The 13,783-nt window shown below is 65.8% G+C and carries 13 protein-coding genes; 6 read left to right on the forward strand and 7 right to left on the reverse strand.

Annotation, left to right across the window (positions count from 1 at the left end):
- Window positions 1-33: 33 nt before the first annotated feature.
- Window positions 34-1,407 carry a sulfatase family protein gene (locus G6N42_RS23990; RefSeq protein ID WP_163733838.1) on the reverse strand — a complete coding sequence of 458 codons (1,374 nt, stop codon included), beginning with the start codon at window positions 1,405-1,407 and terminating at the stop codon, window positions 34-36.
- A gap of 160 nt (window positions 1,408-1,567) precedes the next feature.
- Between G6N42_RS23990 and G6N42_RS23995 the strand changes: the two genes are divergently transcribed.
- Window positions 1,568-3,184 carry an HNH endonuclease signature motif containing protein gene (locus tag G6N42_RS23995; RefSeq protein WP_163733840.1) on the forward strand — a complete coding sequence of 539 codons (1,617 nt, stop codon included), beginning with the start codon at window positions 1,568-1,570 and terminating at the stop codon, window positions 3,182-3,184.
- A 32-nt stretch (window positions 3,185-3,216) separates the two neighbouring features.
- Here the strand turns inward: G6N42_RS23995 and G6N42_RS24000 are convergent, their stop codons facing one another.
- Both G6N42_RS24000 and G6N42_RS24005 read right to left on the reverse strand, forming a co-directional pair.
- On the reverse strand, window positions 3,217-3,699 hold the full coding sequence (locus G6N42_RS24000; protein ID WP_163733843.1) for a hypothetical protein: 483 nt from the start codon (window positions 3,697-3,699) through the stop codon (window positions 3,217-3,219).
- Window positions 3,700-3,713: 14 nt separating this feature from the next.
- Window positions 3,714-4,196: a hypothetical protein gene (locus tag G6N42_RS24005; protein WP_163733846.1), complete on the reverse strand. Its 483-nt coding sequence runs from the start codon at window positions 4,194-4,196 to the stop codon at window positions 3,714-3,716.
- Between the two features lie 48 nt (window positions 4,197-4,244).
- On the opposite strand from G6N42_RS24005, the gene G6N42_RS24010 reads away from it, so the two are divergent.
- Complete coding sequence (locus tag G6N42_RS24010) at window positions 4,245-4,916, forward strand: phosphatase PAP2 family protein (protein ID WP_163733849.1); 672 nt, start codon at window positions 4,245-4,247, stop codon at window positions 4,914-4,916.
- Here G6N42_RS24010 and G6N42_RS24015 read toward each other — a convergent pair.
- Window positions 4,870-6,360: a bifunctional phosphatase PAP2/diacylglycerol kinase family protein gene (locus tag G6N42_RS24015; protein WP_163733851.1), complete on the reverse strand. Its 1,491-nt coding sequence runs from the start codon at window positions 6,358-6,360 to the stop codon at window positions 4,870-4,872. The two genes, G6N42_RS24010 and G6N42_RS24015, sit on opposite strands and share 47 nt — an antisense overlap.
- Window positions 6,361-6,417: 57 nt before the next feature.
- On the opposite strand from G6N42_RS24015, the gene G6N42_RS24020 reads away from it, so the two are divergent.
- The 3 genes from G6N42_RS24020 to G6N42_RS24030 are packed head-to-tail and all read left to right on the forward strand — an operon-like array spanning window position 6,418 to window position 8,486.
- The gene (locus tag G6N42_RS24020; RefSeq protein ID WP_163733854.1) at window positions 6,418-7,005 is read left to right on the forward strand and encodes a winged helix-turn-helix domain-containing protein; all 588 of its coding nucleotides are present in this window, start codon (window positions 6,418-6,420) and stop codon (window positions 7,003-7,005) included.
- Entirely contained in the window at window positions 7,005-7,832 is an 828-nt protein-coding gene (locus G6N42_RS24025; protein WP_174262150.1) for an SRPBCC family protein, read from the forward strand. The genes G6N42_RS24020 and G6N42_RS24025 overlap by 1 nt, the downstream gene beginning before the upstream one ends.
- 9 nt (window positions 7,833-7,841) lie before the next feature.
- Window positions 7,842-8,486, forward strand: a complete 645-nt coding sequence (locus G6N42_RS24030; RefSeq protein ID WP_163733857.1) for a L,D-transpeptidase family protein — start codon at window positions 7,842-7,844, stop codon at window positions 8,484-8,486.
- A 3-nt stretch (window positions 8,487-8,489) separates the two neighbouring features.
- Here G6N42_RS24030 and G6N42_RS24035 read toward each other — a convergent pair whose 3' ends face one another.
- Complete coding sequence (locus G6N42_RS24035) at window positions 8,490-8,948, reverse strand: nuclear transport factor 2 family protein (RefSeq protein ID WP_174262151.1); 459 nt, start codon at window positions 8,946-8,948, stop codon at window positions 8,490-8,492.
- A 171-nt stretch (window positions 8,949-9,119) separates the two neighbouring features.
- Between G6N42_RS24035 and G6N42_RS24040 the strand changes: the two genes are divergently transcribed.
- Window positions 9,120-10,853 carry an Hsp70 family protein gene (locus G6N42_RS24040; RefSeq protein ID WP_163733863.1) on the forward strand — a complete coding sequence of 578 codons (1,734 nt, stop codon included), beginning with the start codon at window positions 9,120-9,122 and terminating at the stop codon, window positions 10,851-10,853.
- Between the two features lie 3 nt (window positions 10,854-10,856).
- On the opposite strand, the gene G6N42_RS24045 is transcribed toward G6N42_RS24040, so the two are convergent.
- Both G6N42_RS24045 and G6N42_RS24050 read right to left on the reverse strand, forming a co-directional pair.
- Entirely contained in the window at window positions 10,857-11,978 is a 1,122-nt protein-coding gene (locus G6N42_RS24045) for a DUF7159 family protein (protein WP_163733866.1), read from the reverse strand.
- A gap of 76 nt (window positions 11,979-12,054) precedes the next feature.
- On the reverse strand, window positions 12,055-13,695 hold the full coding sequence (locus tag G6N42_RS24050) for a glycoside hydrolase family 183 protein (protein WP_232076283.1): 1,641 nt from the start codon (window positions 13,693-13,695) through the stop codon (window positions 12,055-12,057).
- Window positions 13,696-13,783 lie beyond the last annotated feature (88 nt).

Consider the following 13,783-nt stretch of genomic DNA (forward strand, 5'->3'; position numbering starts at 1 on the left):
CACATCAAGGGTTAACAATCACCGTGACGAAAACTATTGTCCGGATATCTGCTCGTCCTCGATGCCGCGTTCGGATGCGATGGCGGAGCGGCTGATCACCGACGGGCCGTGAATGCGCAGATAGGTCTCGGTGTAGCGCTCCGCAATTCGGGTGCCCGCGAAATCCGACGGAATGACGTCGTTCGTCTTTTGGCGCCAATCGTTGAGCAGCAGCGCGAGGTCGTTCGCGATGGCCTCCGCTTTGTCGGACGCGTCGGGCCCGAGCAGGTTGTGCGCCTCGGTGGGATCGTCCTGCAGGTCGTAGAGTTCGCGCGCAGGACGCGGCGACTGGGTCAGCGGCGCAACCGTCTGGCCCGGCGCGCTTTCGGCGATGTCCCACGGCAGATCGAGCAGCGGGCGTGCCGCGTAGTTCTCGATGTAGCTGTACTCCTTGGTGCGGACTGCGCGGATCGGGTCGAAGGAATCGTGGTACGTCTTGGTCGTGTAGACCTCGGTGCGCGCCGGTGCCGCCTGCCCGTGACGGAGGTTGGCGGCGTGCGAGATGCCCTCGATATCCGCGGGGACGTCGACGCCGAGCAGACCGAGCAGCGTGGGTACCAGGTCGACGCCGCTGAACAGTTCGTCATAGACCCGCGGCCCGATCGCCGCATCGCGCGGCGGCCGCACGATCATCGCGATTCCCGTGCCCGCGTCGTACAGCGTGGACTTGGCCCGGGGGAGCGCAGGCCCGTGATCGGTCATGAACACCACCCAGGTGCTGCGGTCGAGCCCGGTCTCCTCGAGCTTGTCCAGGAGACGGCCGACCGCGGCGTCGGCGACGGTGATGGAGCCGTAGAACTCCGCGAGGTCCTGCCGGATATCGGGGGTGTCGGGCAGATAGTCGGGCACGGTGACGCCGGAGGCGTCGGAGGGCTCGTAGCGGTCCCGCGGGTACGGGCGGTGTGTCTCGAAGAAGCCGGCGGTGAGCAGGAACGGCTGCCTGGGTGGGTCGGTGAGCCACTGGGCGGCCTCTTCGACGACGTATTCGCAGTAGGAGTTCGACACGTCGAACTCGTCGAAACCGAGGCGCGGAGGATGCGACGTCTCGTGCTGCATGCCGAATAGCGCTGTGTACCAACCGGCTTCGGAGAGCAGGTGGGGGAGTGTGCGGATGCCGTTTCGGTACTCCCAGCCGTGGTGAGCGAGACCGACGAGGCCGTTGCTCTGCGGGTATCGGCCGGTGAAGAGCGAGCCGCGCGAAGGGGAGCAGAGGGGTGCGGTCGCGTGTGCGTGGGTGAGCAGTATGCCTTCGGCGGCGAGTTGGTCGAGCCGAGGACTGGAGACGTCGTCGTGGCCGTAAACACCGAGATAGCGGCCGAGATCGTGCCAATGCACGATTAGCAGGTTGTCTCGTCTCGGCTCGGTCACGCAGTGTCCTTATCCGTCACGTCGGTCCACGCAACAGGGTGCCGCGCGACCTCCGCAACCTTTTGACTCATCCCAAGCAACTTATCCCCAATGGCGGTTTTATCCACAGGTTGGGTTGAGCTGCTGGTTTGGTGGCGTGGGCGCGATTAGTGTCGAATGCATGTTCGATCAACTCGTCGAGGTGGCCACCCGCAGCCGGGGTGTGGCGGCGGTCGGGGCGTGGGCGCGGGTCGAGAACGCCGCCTGCGCGCGACGGTTGTTCGCCTGCGCTGATGAACTCGAACAGATGCTGGCCGCCGACGGGTCCGACCATCGCGAGCAGTGGTGTCTGGACAACTGGGGCGCGGTCGCGGCGTCAATCGCCGCGGCGCAGAACGTGTCGCTGGGGGTGGCCTCGCATCAACTGCTGATCGCCGACGCCCTACGCCAGCGCCTCCCGCGCGTGGGCGAGGTGTTCGCCGCCGGGGCGATCAACTACCGGTTGGTGTCGGCGATCGTGGCGCGGACCCGCCTGATCTGTGATCCCGATGCGATGGCCAAAGTCGACACCGAGATCGCCGCCCACGTAGAGCAGTGGGGATCGTTGTCGGCAGCCAAGACCGAGACCGAGATCGACTACTGGGTCGATCGGTATGACCCCGCCGCGGTGCGGCGCACCGAATACTCCGCGCGCGGCTGCGGTGTCGATATCCACGACCCCGACGACGGATCAGGTGTGGCGTTCATCGAGGGCCGGCTCATCATCACCGACGCCGAGGCGCTGGACCAACGCCTCGAGGCAATGGCGCGCACCGTGTGCGAGAACGATCCGCGCACCCTGGACCAGCGCCGCTCCGCGGCCCTGGGCGCGCTCGGGCACAAAGCTGACCGGCTGGTGTGCGGATGCCAGGACCCCGACTGCGAGGCCGCCGACTCTCAGCCCAGCGCGGTCGTTGTCCATGTGATCGCCCACGAAGACTCACTCACCGATGACACCCCCGCCCAACTCGACGGCGACGCACCACCGCACCCCGTGGACAAGCCGCTACGCGAGATGACCTGGCGCGAAGCCCTCACCCCGACACCGTGGACACCGGTCACCGCCGCCACCCCACCGGCGCTGGTCCTGGGCCGCGGCATGCTGCCCGCCCCGCTGTTGGCCGCGAAGGTCGCGGGCACCGCCAAGATCGTCCCGATCCGCCATCCCGGCGACGCCGCACCCGAACCGCGCTACCTCCCCTCGGCGGTGTTGGCCACTTTTGTGCGGTGTCGGGATGTGACGTGTCGGTTCCCGGGGTGCGATGAACCCGCCCACCGTTGCGATATCGACCACACGATCGCCTACCCGCACGGTCCGACCCAGGCGTCGAATCTCAAGGTTCTATGCCGACAACACCACTTGCTCAAAACCTTTTGGGGCTGGCGCGACCAGCAGTTCCCCGACGGCACCGTCATCTGGACGTGCCCGCAGGGCCAGACCTACACCACCGATCCCGGGAGCCGACTGCTGTTTCCCACCCTGTGCCAACCCACCGCACCCATCACCGTGCCCGACGCACCGACCGCCACCACCGACCCGGCCGCCCGCACACTGGCCATGCCGCGCCGCACCCAAACCCGAGCCCCCAACCGCACCCAAGCCATCACCGACGAACGCCGAGCCAACGAAACCCTCATCCACGCCGAAGAACGGATGCGCAATCAGGGCACGGGCGAAGACCCCGAAAGTGCTTGCGACGACGGCTACTTCCCCACCCAGCCACGACCCCCAAGCGACCACGACCCAGCACCATTCTGAGCGCAAGCCTTATGGTCCGCGGCCCCGGCTTTCTAAGGGTGGTAGGGCACTCCGACCGCGCGGAAGACGTACTCGGGTGGGACGTCGAAGGCCAGCGACCGTTGCGGTACGCGCGCCAGGACGTCGGGCGGAATGTCCGTCTTGTACTGGAGCGAGAGCTCACCTTCGCACCGCGGGTCCACTGCGGCGATGTTGACCTCGAGATGCAGACCCGCCTCGGTGAGGTCGGCGGTCACCGTGCCCGATTGTGGTGCGCTCCAGGGCTGATCGATGGTGCGGCCCGCCAGCTTCGGCACCGTAGACAGCGTGCCGAGGACCCGCCGATTGGTGAGTACCAACGAACCGACATAGCTCGCCACGTTGCCATGGGCGCGCTTGCCGGGGATCTTGCCACTGAATCTTCGGGTCACCGGAACGTACTCAGCGAAATAGATGACGCCCTCGGCCTCTACTTCGGCCCGCAGCTCAGCGGGCAGCCCGCCGATGCGCAACAGCTTGCGCAGAAACACCGCCATTAAGGCACCGTAGCTCAGCCGCGGGGGATGCCGAGCACGCTGTAGACGAACTTCGGTGGGACATCGAACGCCAGTGTCCGCGACGGGACGCGGCTCAATACATCGGCGGGCAACTCAGCCTTGAAGGTCAGCGACAAAGTCCCGGAGAACTCCGGATCGACCTGAGACAGGTCCGCGACCTCCAGCAGCAGGCCGGACTCCGAAAGCGTGCCCTTAACAGCGCCTGACTGGGGCGCGTTCCACGGCTGATCTACTGCGCGTCCGCCTTTGCCGGGAACAGCGGAGACCGTCGCGAGCACCCGCGTGTTCGTCAACGCCAGCGCCCCGCCGTATCCGCGGACCAGCCCAACCGACTTCCGACCGGGAACTTGGCCGGTGAAGCGCAGGACGACGCCGAGGTACTCGCCGAGGTAGATGACGCCCTCCGAGTCGACCCCGGTACGCATGTCGGCAGGCAGCTTGCCGATACGGAAAAGTTTGCGGAAGAGTCCGGCCATGGCCAGCCACCCTAACGGCTACCGGGCGGGGCTGGTACAGGTATCTATATGACTTCCAGCACGCGTCGGCTCCTTGCGAGCGCCGTGGCCGCCGTCGCGATATACGCGTTGATGTGGGTCGGCTTCGCCTCGGGATGGGCCTGGTTGACGGCCATGGACTCCGCGGCTCTCGACCCCGCCTACCGCTACGGCTCCATGCATCCGGCTTGGGTGACGGCATGGGATGTGTTCTGTACCGTGCTGGGGCCCAATGCGTTTCGGTTGGCTGGTCTTGTCGTGGTCATCGTCGCGCTGCGGCGCCGCAATTGGCGCCTGGTGGGCTTCGTCATGCTCACCGTGGGGCTGTCGGGACCCATCATCGAGCTCACGAAACATCTCGCCGACCGCCCACGGCCGCCGACAGCGCTGGTCTTCGCATATTCGTTGTCGTTCCCATCCGGTCACGCACTCGGCGTCATGGTCGGCGTGCTGGTGCTGTTGGCGGTCGCCTGGCCCTTCGTGCGGCCACCGCTGCGCTGGTGGCTCGTCGCACTGGGCGCCTTGATCGTCGTCACCGTCGGCATCGGTCGCGTCGTGCTCAACGTGCACCACCCCTCCGACATCATCGCCGGATGGGCCTTGGGCTACGCCTATTTCGCCGTCTGTCTGGCGCTACTTCCACCCTGGGTGAGGGTTACGGCAGCGGACGAAACACGGGAAGAACTCGGTATCGGACCTTGAAGCTGGCATCGGTGCATTCGGTGCTGACTTCGCCGTCATGAGCCAGAATCGTTGAACCGTCTACGGCATTGAACTCGAATTCGGGCACTCGCATCTCGTGATAGAGCGGGCTGCGCACCAATCGGCCCAGCGCCAGTGATACGAGAATGCGCAGCCTGCTGAACCTGCGACCGGTCTCGAGAATGCGGACGTCCATCAAACCGTCGTCCATCCGGGTTCGGCGCGACGGGGCGAACCCGGACGGCAGGTATGTCGAATTGCCAAGGAAGAACAGCGAAGTCTGCAACTTCTTGTTGTCGTAGCGGATTCGCACGGGCTCATCCCGCCACAGCGTGTGGAACATCGCGTAGATACCTGCGAGCGGTTTACCGATCTTGTGCTCGAGCTTTTCTCGCGTTTGGACGAACTGCGGATAGGCGCCGATGCTAGCGGTGTTGACCACCATGTGTTTCTCGTTGAGACACACCACGTCGACGTAGGCGACGCTGCCCCGCCGAATCGCCTCGGCCGTCTTGGCCACCGTGTCGCATTCGATGTCCTTTGCGAAGTGATTGAACGTCCCGCCCGGGAAGACCGCCAGCGGTAGCCCGGACTCAATCGCGACGCCTGCGCCACACGACACCGTCCCGTCGCCGCCTCCGACGGCGAGAACCTCGGCCCGGTCGGCCGCGGCGCGCAATACGACCTCGAGGTCGTCCCCCTCCTCCAACTCGACGATCTCAGCCGCCGGCAGGGCTTCTCGCACCTCCGCCACCACACGTGCTCCAGTGCCGCTGCCCGACGCGGGATTGATCACCAGCACCACCCCCTCACCCTCCGGGCGTGCGGGCGTTTCCAGTCGGAGCGGGTCCGCGGTCGGAATCTTCGTAGGCACGGTCGGTGGCACGATCCGGGCGCCGAGCACTGCGATGGCGGCACCGATGCCGAAGCCGGCGAACACGTCACCCGGATAGTGCGCGCCGGTCGCCACCCTGGACAGGCCCACCAGCCCAGCGAGTAGTGCAAGTCCGAGCCCGACCGGCGGATTCTCGAGGCCCACACCGACGGCGAACGCGGCCGCGCTCGCGGAGTGGCCCGACGGCAGCGAATTCGATGTCGGGACCCGCCTGCTCTGTCTGGCCAGCGGTACCAGCAGGCGACTAGGGCGGGGCCGCTTCCAGATCCGCTTGGCGACCTGGTTGGTCACCAGACTGGTGACACCGAGAGTCATGACGCCACGCGCCGCACCACGCCGCGATGCTCGGTGCCGTGTCGCGGTCAGCCCGACGGCGATGGCGAACCACAGCTTCGAATGGTCCGCGGCGCGGGTCAGCTGCGGCATCAGCGAATCGAGCAGGGGACTGGGCGACTCGGCGATGGCTTCGAACACCTCGCGGTCCAGCGTCCCGAGGCCCTCTCCGATTTGGCGGATGCCTCGATGACGACGAATGGGGAGGAGTTCCATGCCGCTAATCTATCCACGCTATTGACAAATTATTTTGTCAAGGGCGAGGATGGCCCCATGCTCGACGTCGAGGTGATCGCGGATCCGGCCGCGGCGGCCAGCGCGCTCGATCCGATCAAGGGTCGACTGCTGGCCGAACTGACCGAACCGGCGTCGGCGGCCACCCTCGCGTCGCGCATGGGCATGGCCCGGCAGAAGGTCAACTATCACCTACGTGCCCTCGAAGGCCACCAGCTGGTCACCGAAGCGGGCGAACGCCGTTGGGGCGGGCTCAAAGAGCGTCTGCTCGTCGCGACGGCGGCCTCATACGTGGTGTCGCCCGGCGCGCTCGGGCCGGTCGCCTCCGATCCGGGCCGCTCCGAGGACCGGCTGTCGGCGAGCTACCTGATCGCGCTGTCGGCGCGTGTCGTACGCGAGGTCGGCGACCTCTGGCGTACGGCGCGCACCAGCAACAAGCGACTCCCGACGCTGTCGATCGACGCGGTGATCCGGTTCCGCTCTCCCGCCGACCGGGCCGCCTTCACCAAGGATCTGTCCGAAGCGGTGACGTCACTGGCCGCCCGATATCACGACGAATCAGATTCCGATGGACGCAGCTACCGGTTGGTGGTCGCGGCCTATCCGAAGCCGAAGGAGGATGCGTAATGCCTTTGAAGAGAGACGATTCCGGACGCCGATGGGTCGAGATGGAGTTCCTCGTACCCGGCACGCCTGAACAGGTGTGGCAGGCCATCGCAACCGGACCCGGGATGAGTGCGTGGTTCACGACGACACACATCGAGGAGCGTGTCGGCGGCGCCATCAGCTTCGATTTCGGCGACGAGAACTGTGGCGCCGACGTCTCGTCGGGCCAGGTCACGACCTGGGATCCCCCGGTGCGCCTCGAATACGAGGAATACGGATGGAACGGCGACGCCCCGCCGGTCGCGACCGAGGTGACCATCACCGCTCGGTCCGGCGACCGGTGCGTCGTCCGCATGGTGCACACCATGGTCACCGACAAGGACGAGTGGGACGATGAGATCGAGAGCTTCGAAACCGGATGGCCCGGCTTCTTCGAGATCCTCAAGATCTATCTCGCGAACTTCGCTGGGGCGCAAGCGGCGACGATTCGGGCGTCGGCCACCCACCACGACGGCGAAAGGCAGGCGTGGTCGAAGATGACCACCGCGCTGGACCTCGGAGCCGCAAATGTCGGCGATCGCATCGAAATATCCGGCGACGCACCCCGGTTGGCGGGCCGTGTCGAGCGCATCCACCAGGACGGGATCTCGCGCGAGGTGATGATGCGGATCGACCAGCCGTCGCAGGGGATCGCGGTCGTCGGCGCATGCACGGTCGGGGACGAGGGCCGTGTCATGGCCAGCATCTATCTGTACGGATCCGACGCGACGGACGTGGCGGCAGCCGAACAACCGAAATGGACAGCTTGGCTGCGTGGCCTCCTAGAAGGTGACCCCGTCAGCACCTAGCATGAGCGGGTGCGTCGGCTGCTCATACTGCTCTGCGTGGCTCTGCTGCCACTCGCCGGCGCGACCAGCCACGCTCAGACCTCACCGTGGTTCGCGCACTACGTCGGCGACGCCACCCAGGTGATTTCCGTTGTCGGAGTGGGCGGTTCGTCAGCCAAAATGGATGTCTACCAGCGCACGACGACAGGCTGGCAGCCCGTCGCGGCCGGCATCCCTGCGTTCGTCGGAAGCAGGGGTATGGCGCCCACGACTCGCGAGGGCGAGATGAAGACACCGATGGGCTTCTTCACCCTTGACTACGCGTTCGGCACCGCGCCCAACCCCGGCGGCGGGCTGCAATACGTTCAGGTCGGCCCGAATCACTGGTGGGACGGCGATGTGAACAGCCCGACTTACAACACCATGCAGGTATGCGAGAAGGCGCAGTGCCCGTTCAGCACGGATCCCCCAACGGAGAACCTCCAGATCCCGCAGTACGTCCACGCCGTGGTGATGGGCGTCAACGACGAACGCGTCCCCGGCAACGGCAGCGCTTTTTTCCTTCACGCCACCGACGGGGGCCCGACCGCGGGTTGCATCGCGATCGACGACGCCAAACTGGTCGAAATCATGCGGTGGCTCAAGCCGGGTGCGCTGATCGCCATCTCGCAGTGACGCTCAAAGGTTGATTGCCCTACCGGCTTTCACCTTGAAGTTCAGATTTTCCGTCGACATCGACGCATCGTAGGTTCGGTCGTATCCGGTTTCGCTGATACGCCAGCCGTCGCCGGTTCGCCGGTACTTGTCGTGATAGAACCCCGCACCGATCAACATGAAATTGAAATCCGGTGCGATCACTCGGTCCTGCAGATACCACGTGGCCGTCGCCTCGTCGCCGTCCACGGTGATCTCCGGATGGGTGACGCGGTGCTCGGTGATGATCTCCGGCCCGAGTGAGTTGCGCATGAACGTGACCAACTCGTCGCGATTGGTGAAGTGGTGCTCCTCGCCGATCGATTCGCCGTACCGGCCGACCACGTCCTCGGTGAGGGTATCGGCGAACTCGTCCCAGTGCTTGGTGTCGAGCGCGCGGAGGTACCGGTATTTGACTTGCTTGATGTCGTCGATGTCACCCATGGCCGACATTGCAGCACACCGGCTACCGCGCCGCGCCGGAAACCCCGCCAAGCGTGTTCGCCCGTTGAGTCACAGCGAACTCGGAGGAGCCAAAACCGTGTCGGTGGAACGCCGTTGGTACGGAGTGTCTAACGGATATCAGCAGGTGGGGACGCTAGGGTGTGGTCCGTTATGAGCGACCCGTTGGGGTTGTCGATCGGGACGACGAACTTGGTCGCGGTGCGAGTCGGCAATCGACCTGTGACACACCGTGCCGCGGTGACCCTCGGCGATGGCTCCGTGCTGGACGGATTCGTCGAGCGGGTCGGCGACCCGGTGCCGTTGGTCGCTCCGGATGGAGTGCCGCATCAGGCCGACCGGCTGTTGGTCGAGGCGCTGGGCGACGTGGTCGACGCGACCGGCGAGCAAGACCCGACAGAGATCGCGATCGCGGTGCCCGCCTACTGGGGAATGGCCACGCTGCGCAGTCTGCGCAACGCGCTGCGTGCCGATCCGACCCTGTCGCCGAACGGCATGCCCGCGCGGCTGGTGTCCGATGCGATCACGGCCCTGACGGCGCTGCAGACCAATCCGGGCCTGCCGGCTCAGGGCGTCATTGCGCTGCTCGACTTCGGGGGCGGCGGAACGAGCATCACGTTGGCGGACGCGGCCGCATCATTCGAGCCAATCGACGAGACCACCAGGTACACCGATTTCGCAGGCGACCAGATCGATCAGGCACTGCTGACCCACATCGTCAACGGCATTGCGAAGAACGGCGGTATCGATCCGGCGGCCACGGCCGCGGTGGGCTCGCTGAGCCGGCTGCGGGAGGAATGCCGCAGCGCCAAGGAACGGCTGTCGACGGATGCAACGACAGACATCGTCGCCGAACTTCCCAATTACCGGTCGACAATCAGGTTGACCCGCAACGAGTTGGAGTCGCTGATCGCAGCCCCGCTCGACAGCATGATCGCTGAGCTGGAAAATACGTTGGAACGCAATGGCATTGGCTGGTCCAGCATCGCCGCCGTCGTCACGGTGGGCGGCGGTGCGATCATTCCTCTGATCGCGCAACGCCTTTCGCAGCTCACAGACACCCAAGTGATCACCACACCGCAGCCCGCTCTCGACGCAGCGGTAGGAGCAGCCCTGTTCGCGGCCTACGGCTCCGCAGCCGAGGCCCAGACCGGTATGGCGCCGGTGATCGCAGACGCACCAACGGGTTTGGCGCCCGCCGCGGCCAGCATGGACGCACCCTCAACGGAAACCGCCAATGCGTTGGCGTGGTCGCAGGATGACGACATCGGCGACGAACCCGTCCCGTACACCGGCGAAAACCGGTACGAGAGCCCGTACGACGCGGACGCCCTCTCGATGCGCCAACCCGTGCAGTACGTGCCATCGACCGGCTCGATCGACAAACCGCGCACGTGGCAGCGGTTGCCACAGTTGGTGATCGGACTCGCAGCCGCGGTGGCGTTGATCGCCGTCGGCGGCGTGGCGATCGCGTTGACGAGCGTGACCGACAGCAGCAGCAAGACCGATCCGCCCAGCACCGCCAGCCCGCCGAAACCTACGAACGCCGAACCGCCGCCGCCGGCGACCGCCGAGCAACCGGCCAGCTTAGCGCCGCCGCCACCGGAAACCGTGACCGTCGACCCCGAGTCTCCGCCGCCCATACAGGAGACGGTCACGACGTACGTGACCACCACAGCGCCGACGACGACAACGCCGCCCACGACCACGACGACCACCACCACCACAACCACGACGACCACCACGACGACGACGTCGCCGACGACTACGACGACGACCACCACCACGACACCCGCGATGACGACAACCCACATAACGGTGCCGTTCGTGCCGGTGCCGATTCCAATTCAGGTGCCGAACAACCCGTTTCAGCCGCCTGCGCCCTAGGAGTCAGCGCGGCGGATACTGGTACTGCGGTTCGTGGAACCGGTTGATGATCGGAATGCGTTCGATGATCCGATCGCGCAGCCTCGGCTGCGGAGCCACCGGCGGTACATACACCGGCGGCGGCGCATAGGTCGGAATGGGTGCCTGCGCCGGCGGCGGCTCGTATGCGGGCGCGGCCGGCGGCACGAATTCCGGAGCCGGCGGGGCGGCCACCACGATGGTCTGTGCGACCACGGGGCGGGCCGCTTGCAGAGATGCGGTGAGCGTTGAGACTTTGTTCGCGGGTTGGGTGCCCGGTGGCGGCGGCGCCTCGGCCGTCGGCTCGGGGTTGGCGGCGGTCGGCTGTTCGGGCGCCGACGGTGTGAGGCTCAGTCCGAGCGCGACGGACAGCGATACGACGAACGTGACGGCGGCCGCGACGAGTACCGCGGTCAAAGCGCGGACCCGCGGCGCCGCGTGTGATCCGACGGTCTCCAGGCCGTTCACGGCGCGGGCGGATGCCAGCGCGGCGCCTCGAGCGAGCGCGAGGTCGGCCTCGGTTGCCGAGAAGACCGGTGCGTCGGTGACGTCCTCGAGCGTCGACTTGATGAGGTCGAGGTCGTCGGCCGAGCCCACTACGAAAATCGCGTCGGGATGCCAGTCGTCGAGCTCCAGCATCGTCATCACCGAACTCGGCAGCTCCACCACATCGGAACCGTCCGACGGCCGGCTGAGACGGTCGACGGTCACGCCGTCGGCGTCGACGATCGCGATGACCGCCGCATCGGGTTCGACGATGCAGACAGCGACGTCGTCGTACTCGGCGATGCCTGCGATACCGGCGGCCAGAACGTCGCCCGCCTCGAGTTCCGAAACCGCGATGACGTTCTCGCGGCCCCTGGCCCGCAGCGCTTCCAGCACCCCGGATGCCGCGTCCTTGGCTTCGTTGGTCCAGGTGAGGCCGATGGCGTGCATCCGATTGTCGGACTCATCGACCAGCAGCACATCCAGCAGATCATCCGGATCGACGTTGTCGTCCAGGTCGAACGCGCCGCGGCTGATCGTCGCGCCTTCGCCTGTCGTGCCCTCGGCGAGCACCCAGCGCACGGCCGCCGATGTCATCGAAACGCCGAGCACGAGGTCCATGGCCACCCCCGATCTGGCTGTAAGTCGCTTCCGAGGGTACCGCTGCAATGGAATGGGGTGGCCGGACCGCCAAGTTTTACACCTTGATCTTGCTCAGATCGGTGCGCATGAATCTCACCTGATAGTCGTTGTATGTCGACATGTTCCAGTAGAGGTATTGCTGTTCCGATGCGGGTACGTTCTCCGTGCCCGACCACGGGTGGATGTACGGCGCATACAGGCTGCGCACCTTCCACGCCGGTACAAGCGTCGTAGGCGCCGACCACGTTCCCTCAGGGGAGGTCGCGGTGCGCATCACCATGTTGTTGCCGGAATCGCCGTACAGCATCACGTACTTTTGCAAGTACGGGTTGTACTGCACCGACATCTCGCTGACGGTGGGATACGTCGTCCTCTTGATGAACCATCCAGTCGTCTTACCGGGCAGCACCGGCTTCGCCGCCGCCGGATCGCTAGCAGTCCAGCTCGTCCCATTCCAATATTCGTATTTCGACGCGTCGAGTATCTGGTCCTGCTGAACGCGCGACAGATACACGGTGCCCACCCGTCCCGACGGCGTCCCGTACGAGTAGACCCAGCCCTGTTCGGCCTCCGGTGAGCCAGCAGGCGGCTTGAGGAACGCGCCCTGCTGGAAATTCTGGTTGCCGGGCACAAACCGCTCCGTGGCCCGCCCCACGGCCGCTGTCCGGATGCTCGTCGGCGCGATGCGCCATGTCTGTCCATTGTCGTCGGAGAAGGCCACGCCCGAGTAGTTCGTCGTCCACCTGCCCGGACTGTCCCAGGATCGGATGGACATGAAACTCATGTACTGACGTGCGCCGTAGGTGTTTGGGTAGGACGTGGAGATTCCCGCGGTCGGGATTATCGTCACCTCCGGCCCGATGGCATAAGGCGGGTGAACTGGCTGGCCCGGGCTGGGCAGAATCGGATCCGACCAGTTGGGTCTCTCCATGGGTGAGCCGCTGAAGACGTCGTACGGCACGCCGTTGGGCACGTACAAGCCATTGGTCAGTACGTCGTCGGGGCTACGGAACAACGTGTTGAATCGCCACACTCCGGTGCGGACCGGACTGGCGCTGCTGAAGGTGTCACCAAAGGCGATCAGGACCTGGTGTTCGTCGACTGCGGTCGCAGGGTTGTCCTTGATGCCGTTGTCCCACATGATGCCGAGGTCGGTGCCGCCGATCCCAAAGCGGGAGATTGTGTAGTTCAGGTTGTACCGGCCTGGACCGGGCTGATATTCGCCGGTCACGAACTCGATGAAACTCGTGTTGGTACTCAGGGTCACAGGCGTCCTGGTGGTACCGGGGTATGTCGGCGTCGCCGCCGCGGCGGCCAGTTCGCTGGTCGTCAACGCCGCCACCGGCTGGGTGGGCAAAGTCTTGGCGAGTGCCCTGATCTGCTGCGTGTATTCGCGACGCGCGCCAAAAGCGAGCAGTGCCATCGCGATCGGCGACCGCACGGGCCCTGTCGGCAGGTTCGAGGCCGAGGGGCCGATGCCGAGGCTGGAGAACAGACTCACCAGCGCGCGTTGCATTACGCGTTGTGGAGACGCGATGGGCTCCGCCGACACCGTCGCAGTGAGCTTCTGGGTGCGTGGTTCGGGCAGATTGACCGTCGTCGAAGTCAACTGCACCTCTCCGGTAGCCGTTTCGGCCTCGGGAGCGCGCGCGCTCGCGATGTTCACTGTGCGTTCTGTGACTGGTGCGGTGGTCACCGCGACCGTGTGATTGGTGACCTGATCCGACCTCGTCGTTACGCGACTGGTGGTGGGGGTGGCTCGCTTGCCGGTTGTCCTTTGGCGA

This window comes from Mycobacterium gallinarum, assembly GCF_010726765.1.
GTDB lineage: Bacteria > Actinomycetota > Actinomycetes > Mycobacteriales > Mycobacteriaceae > Mycobacterium > Mycobacterium gallinarum.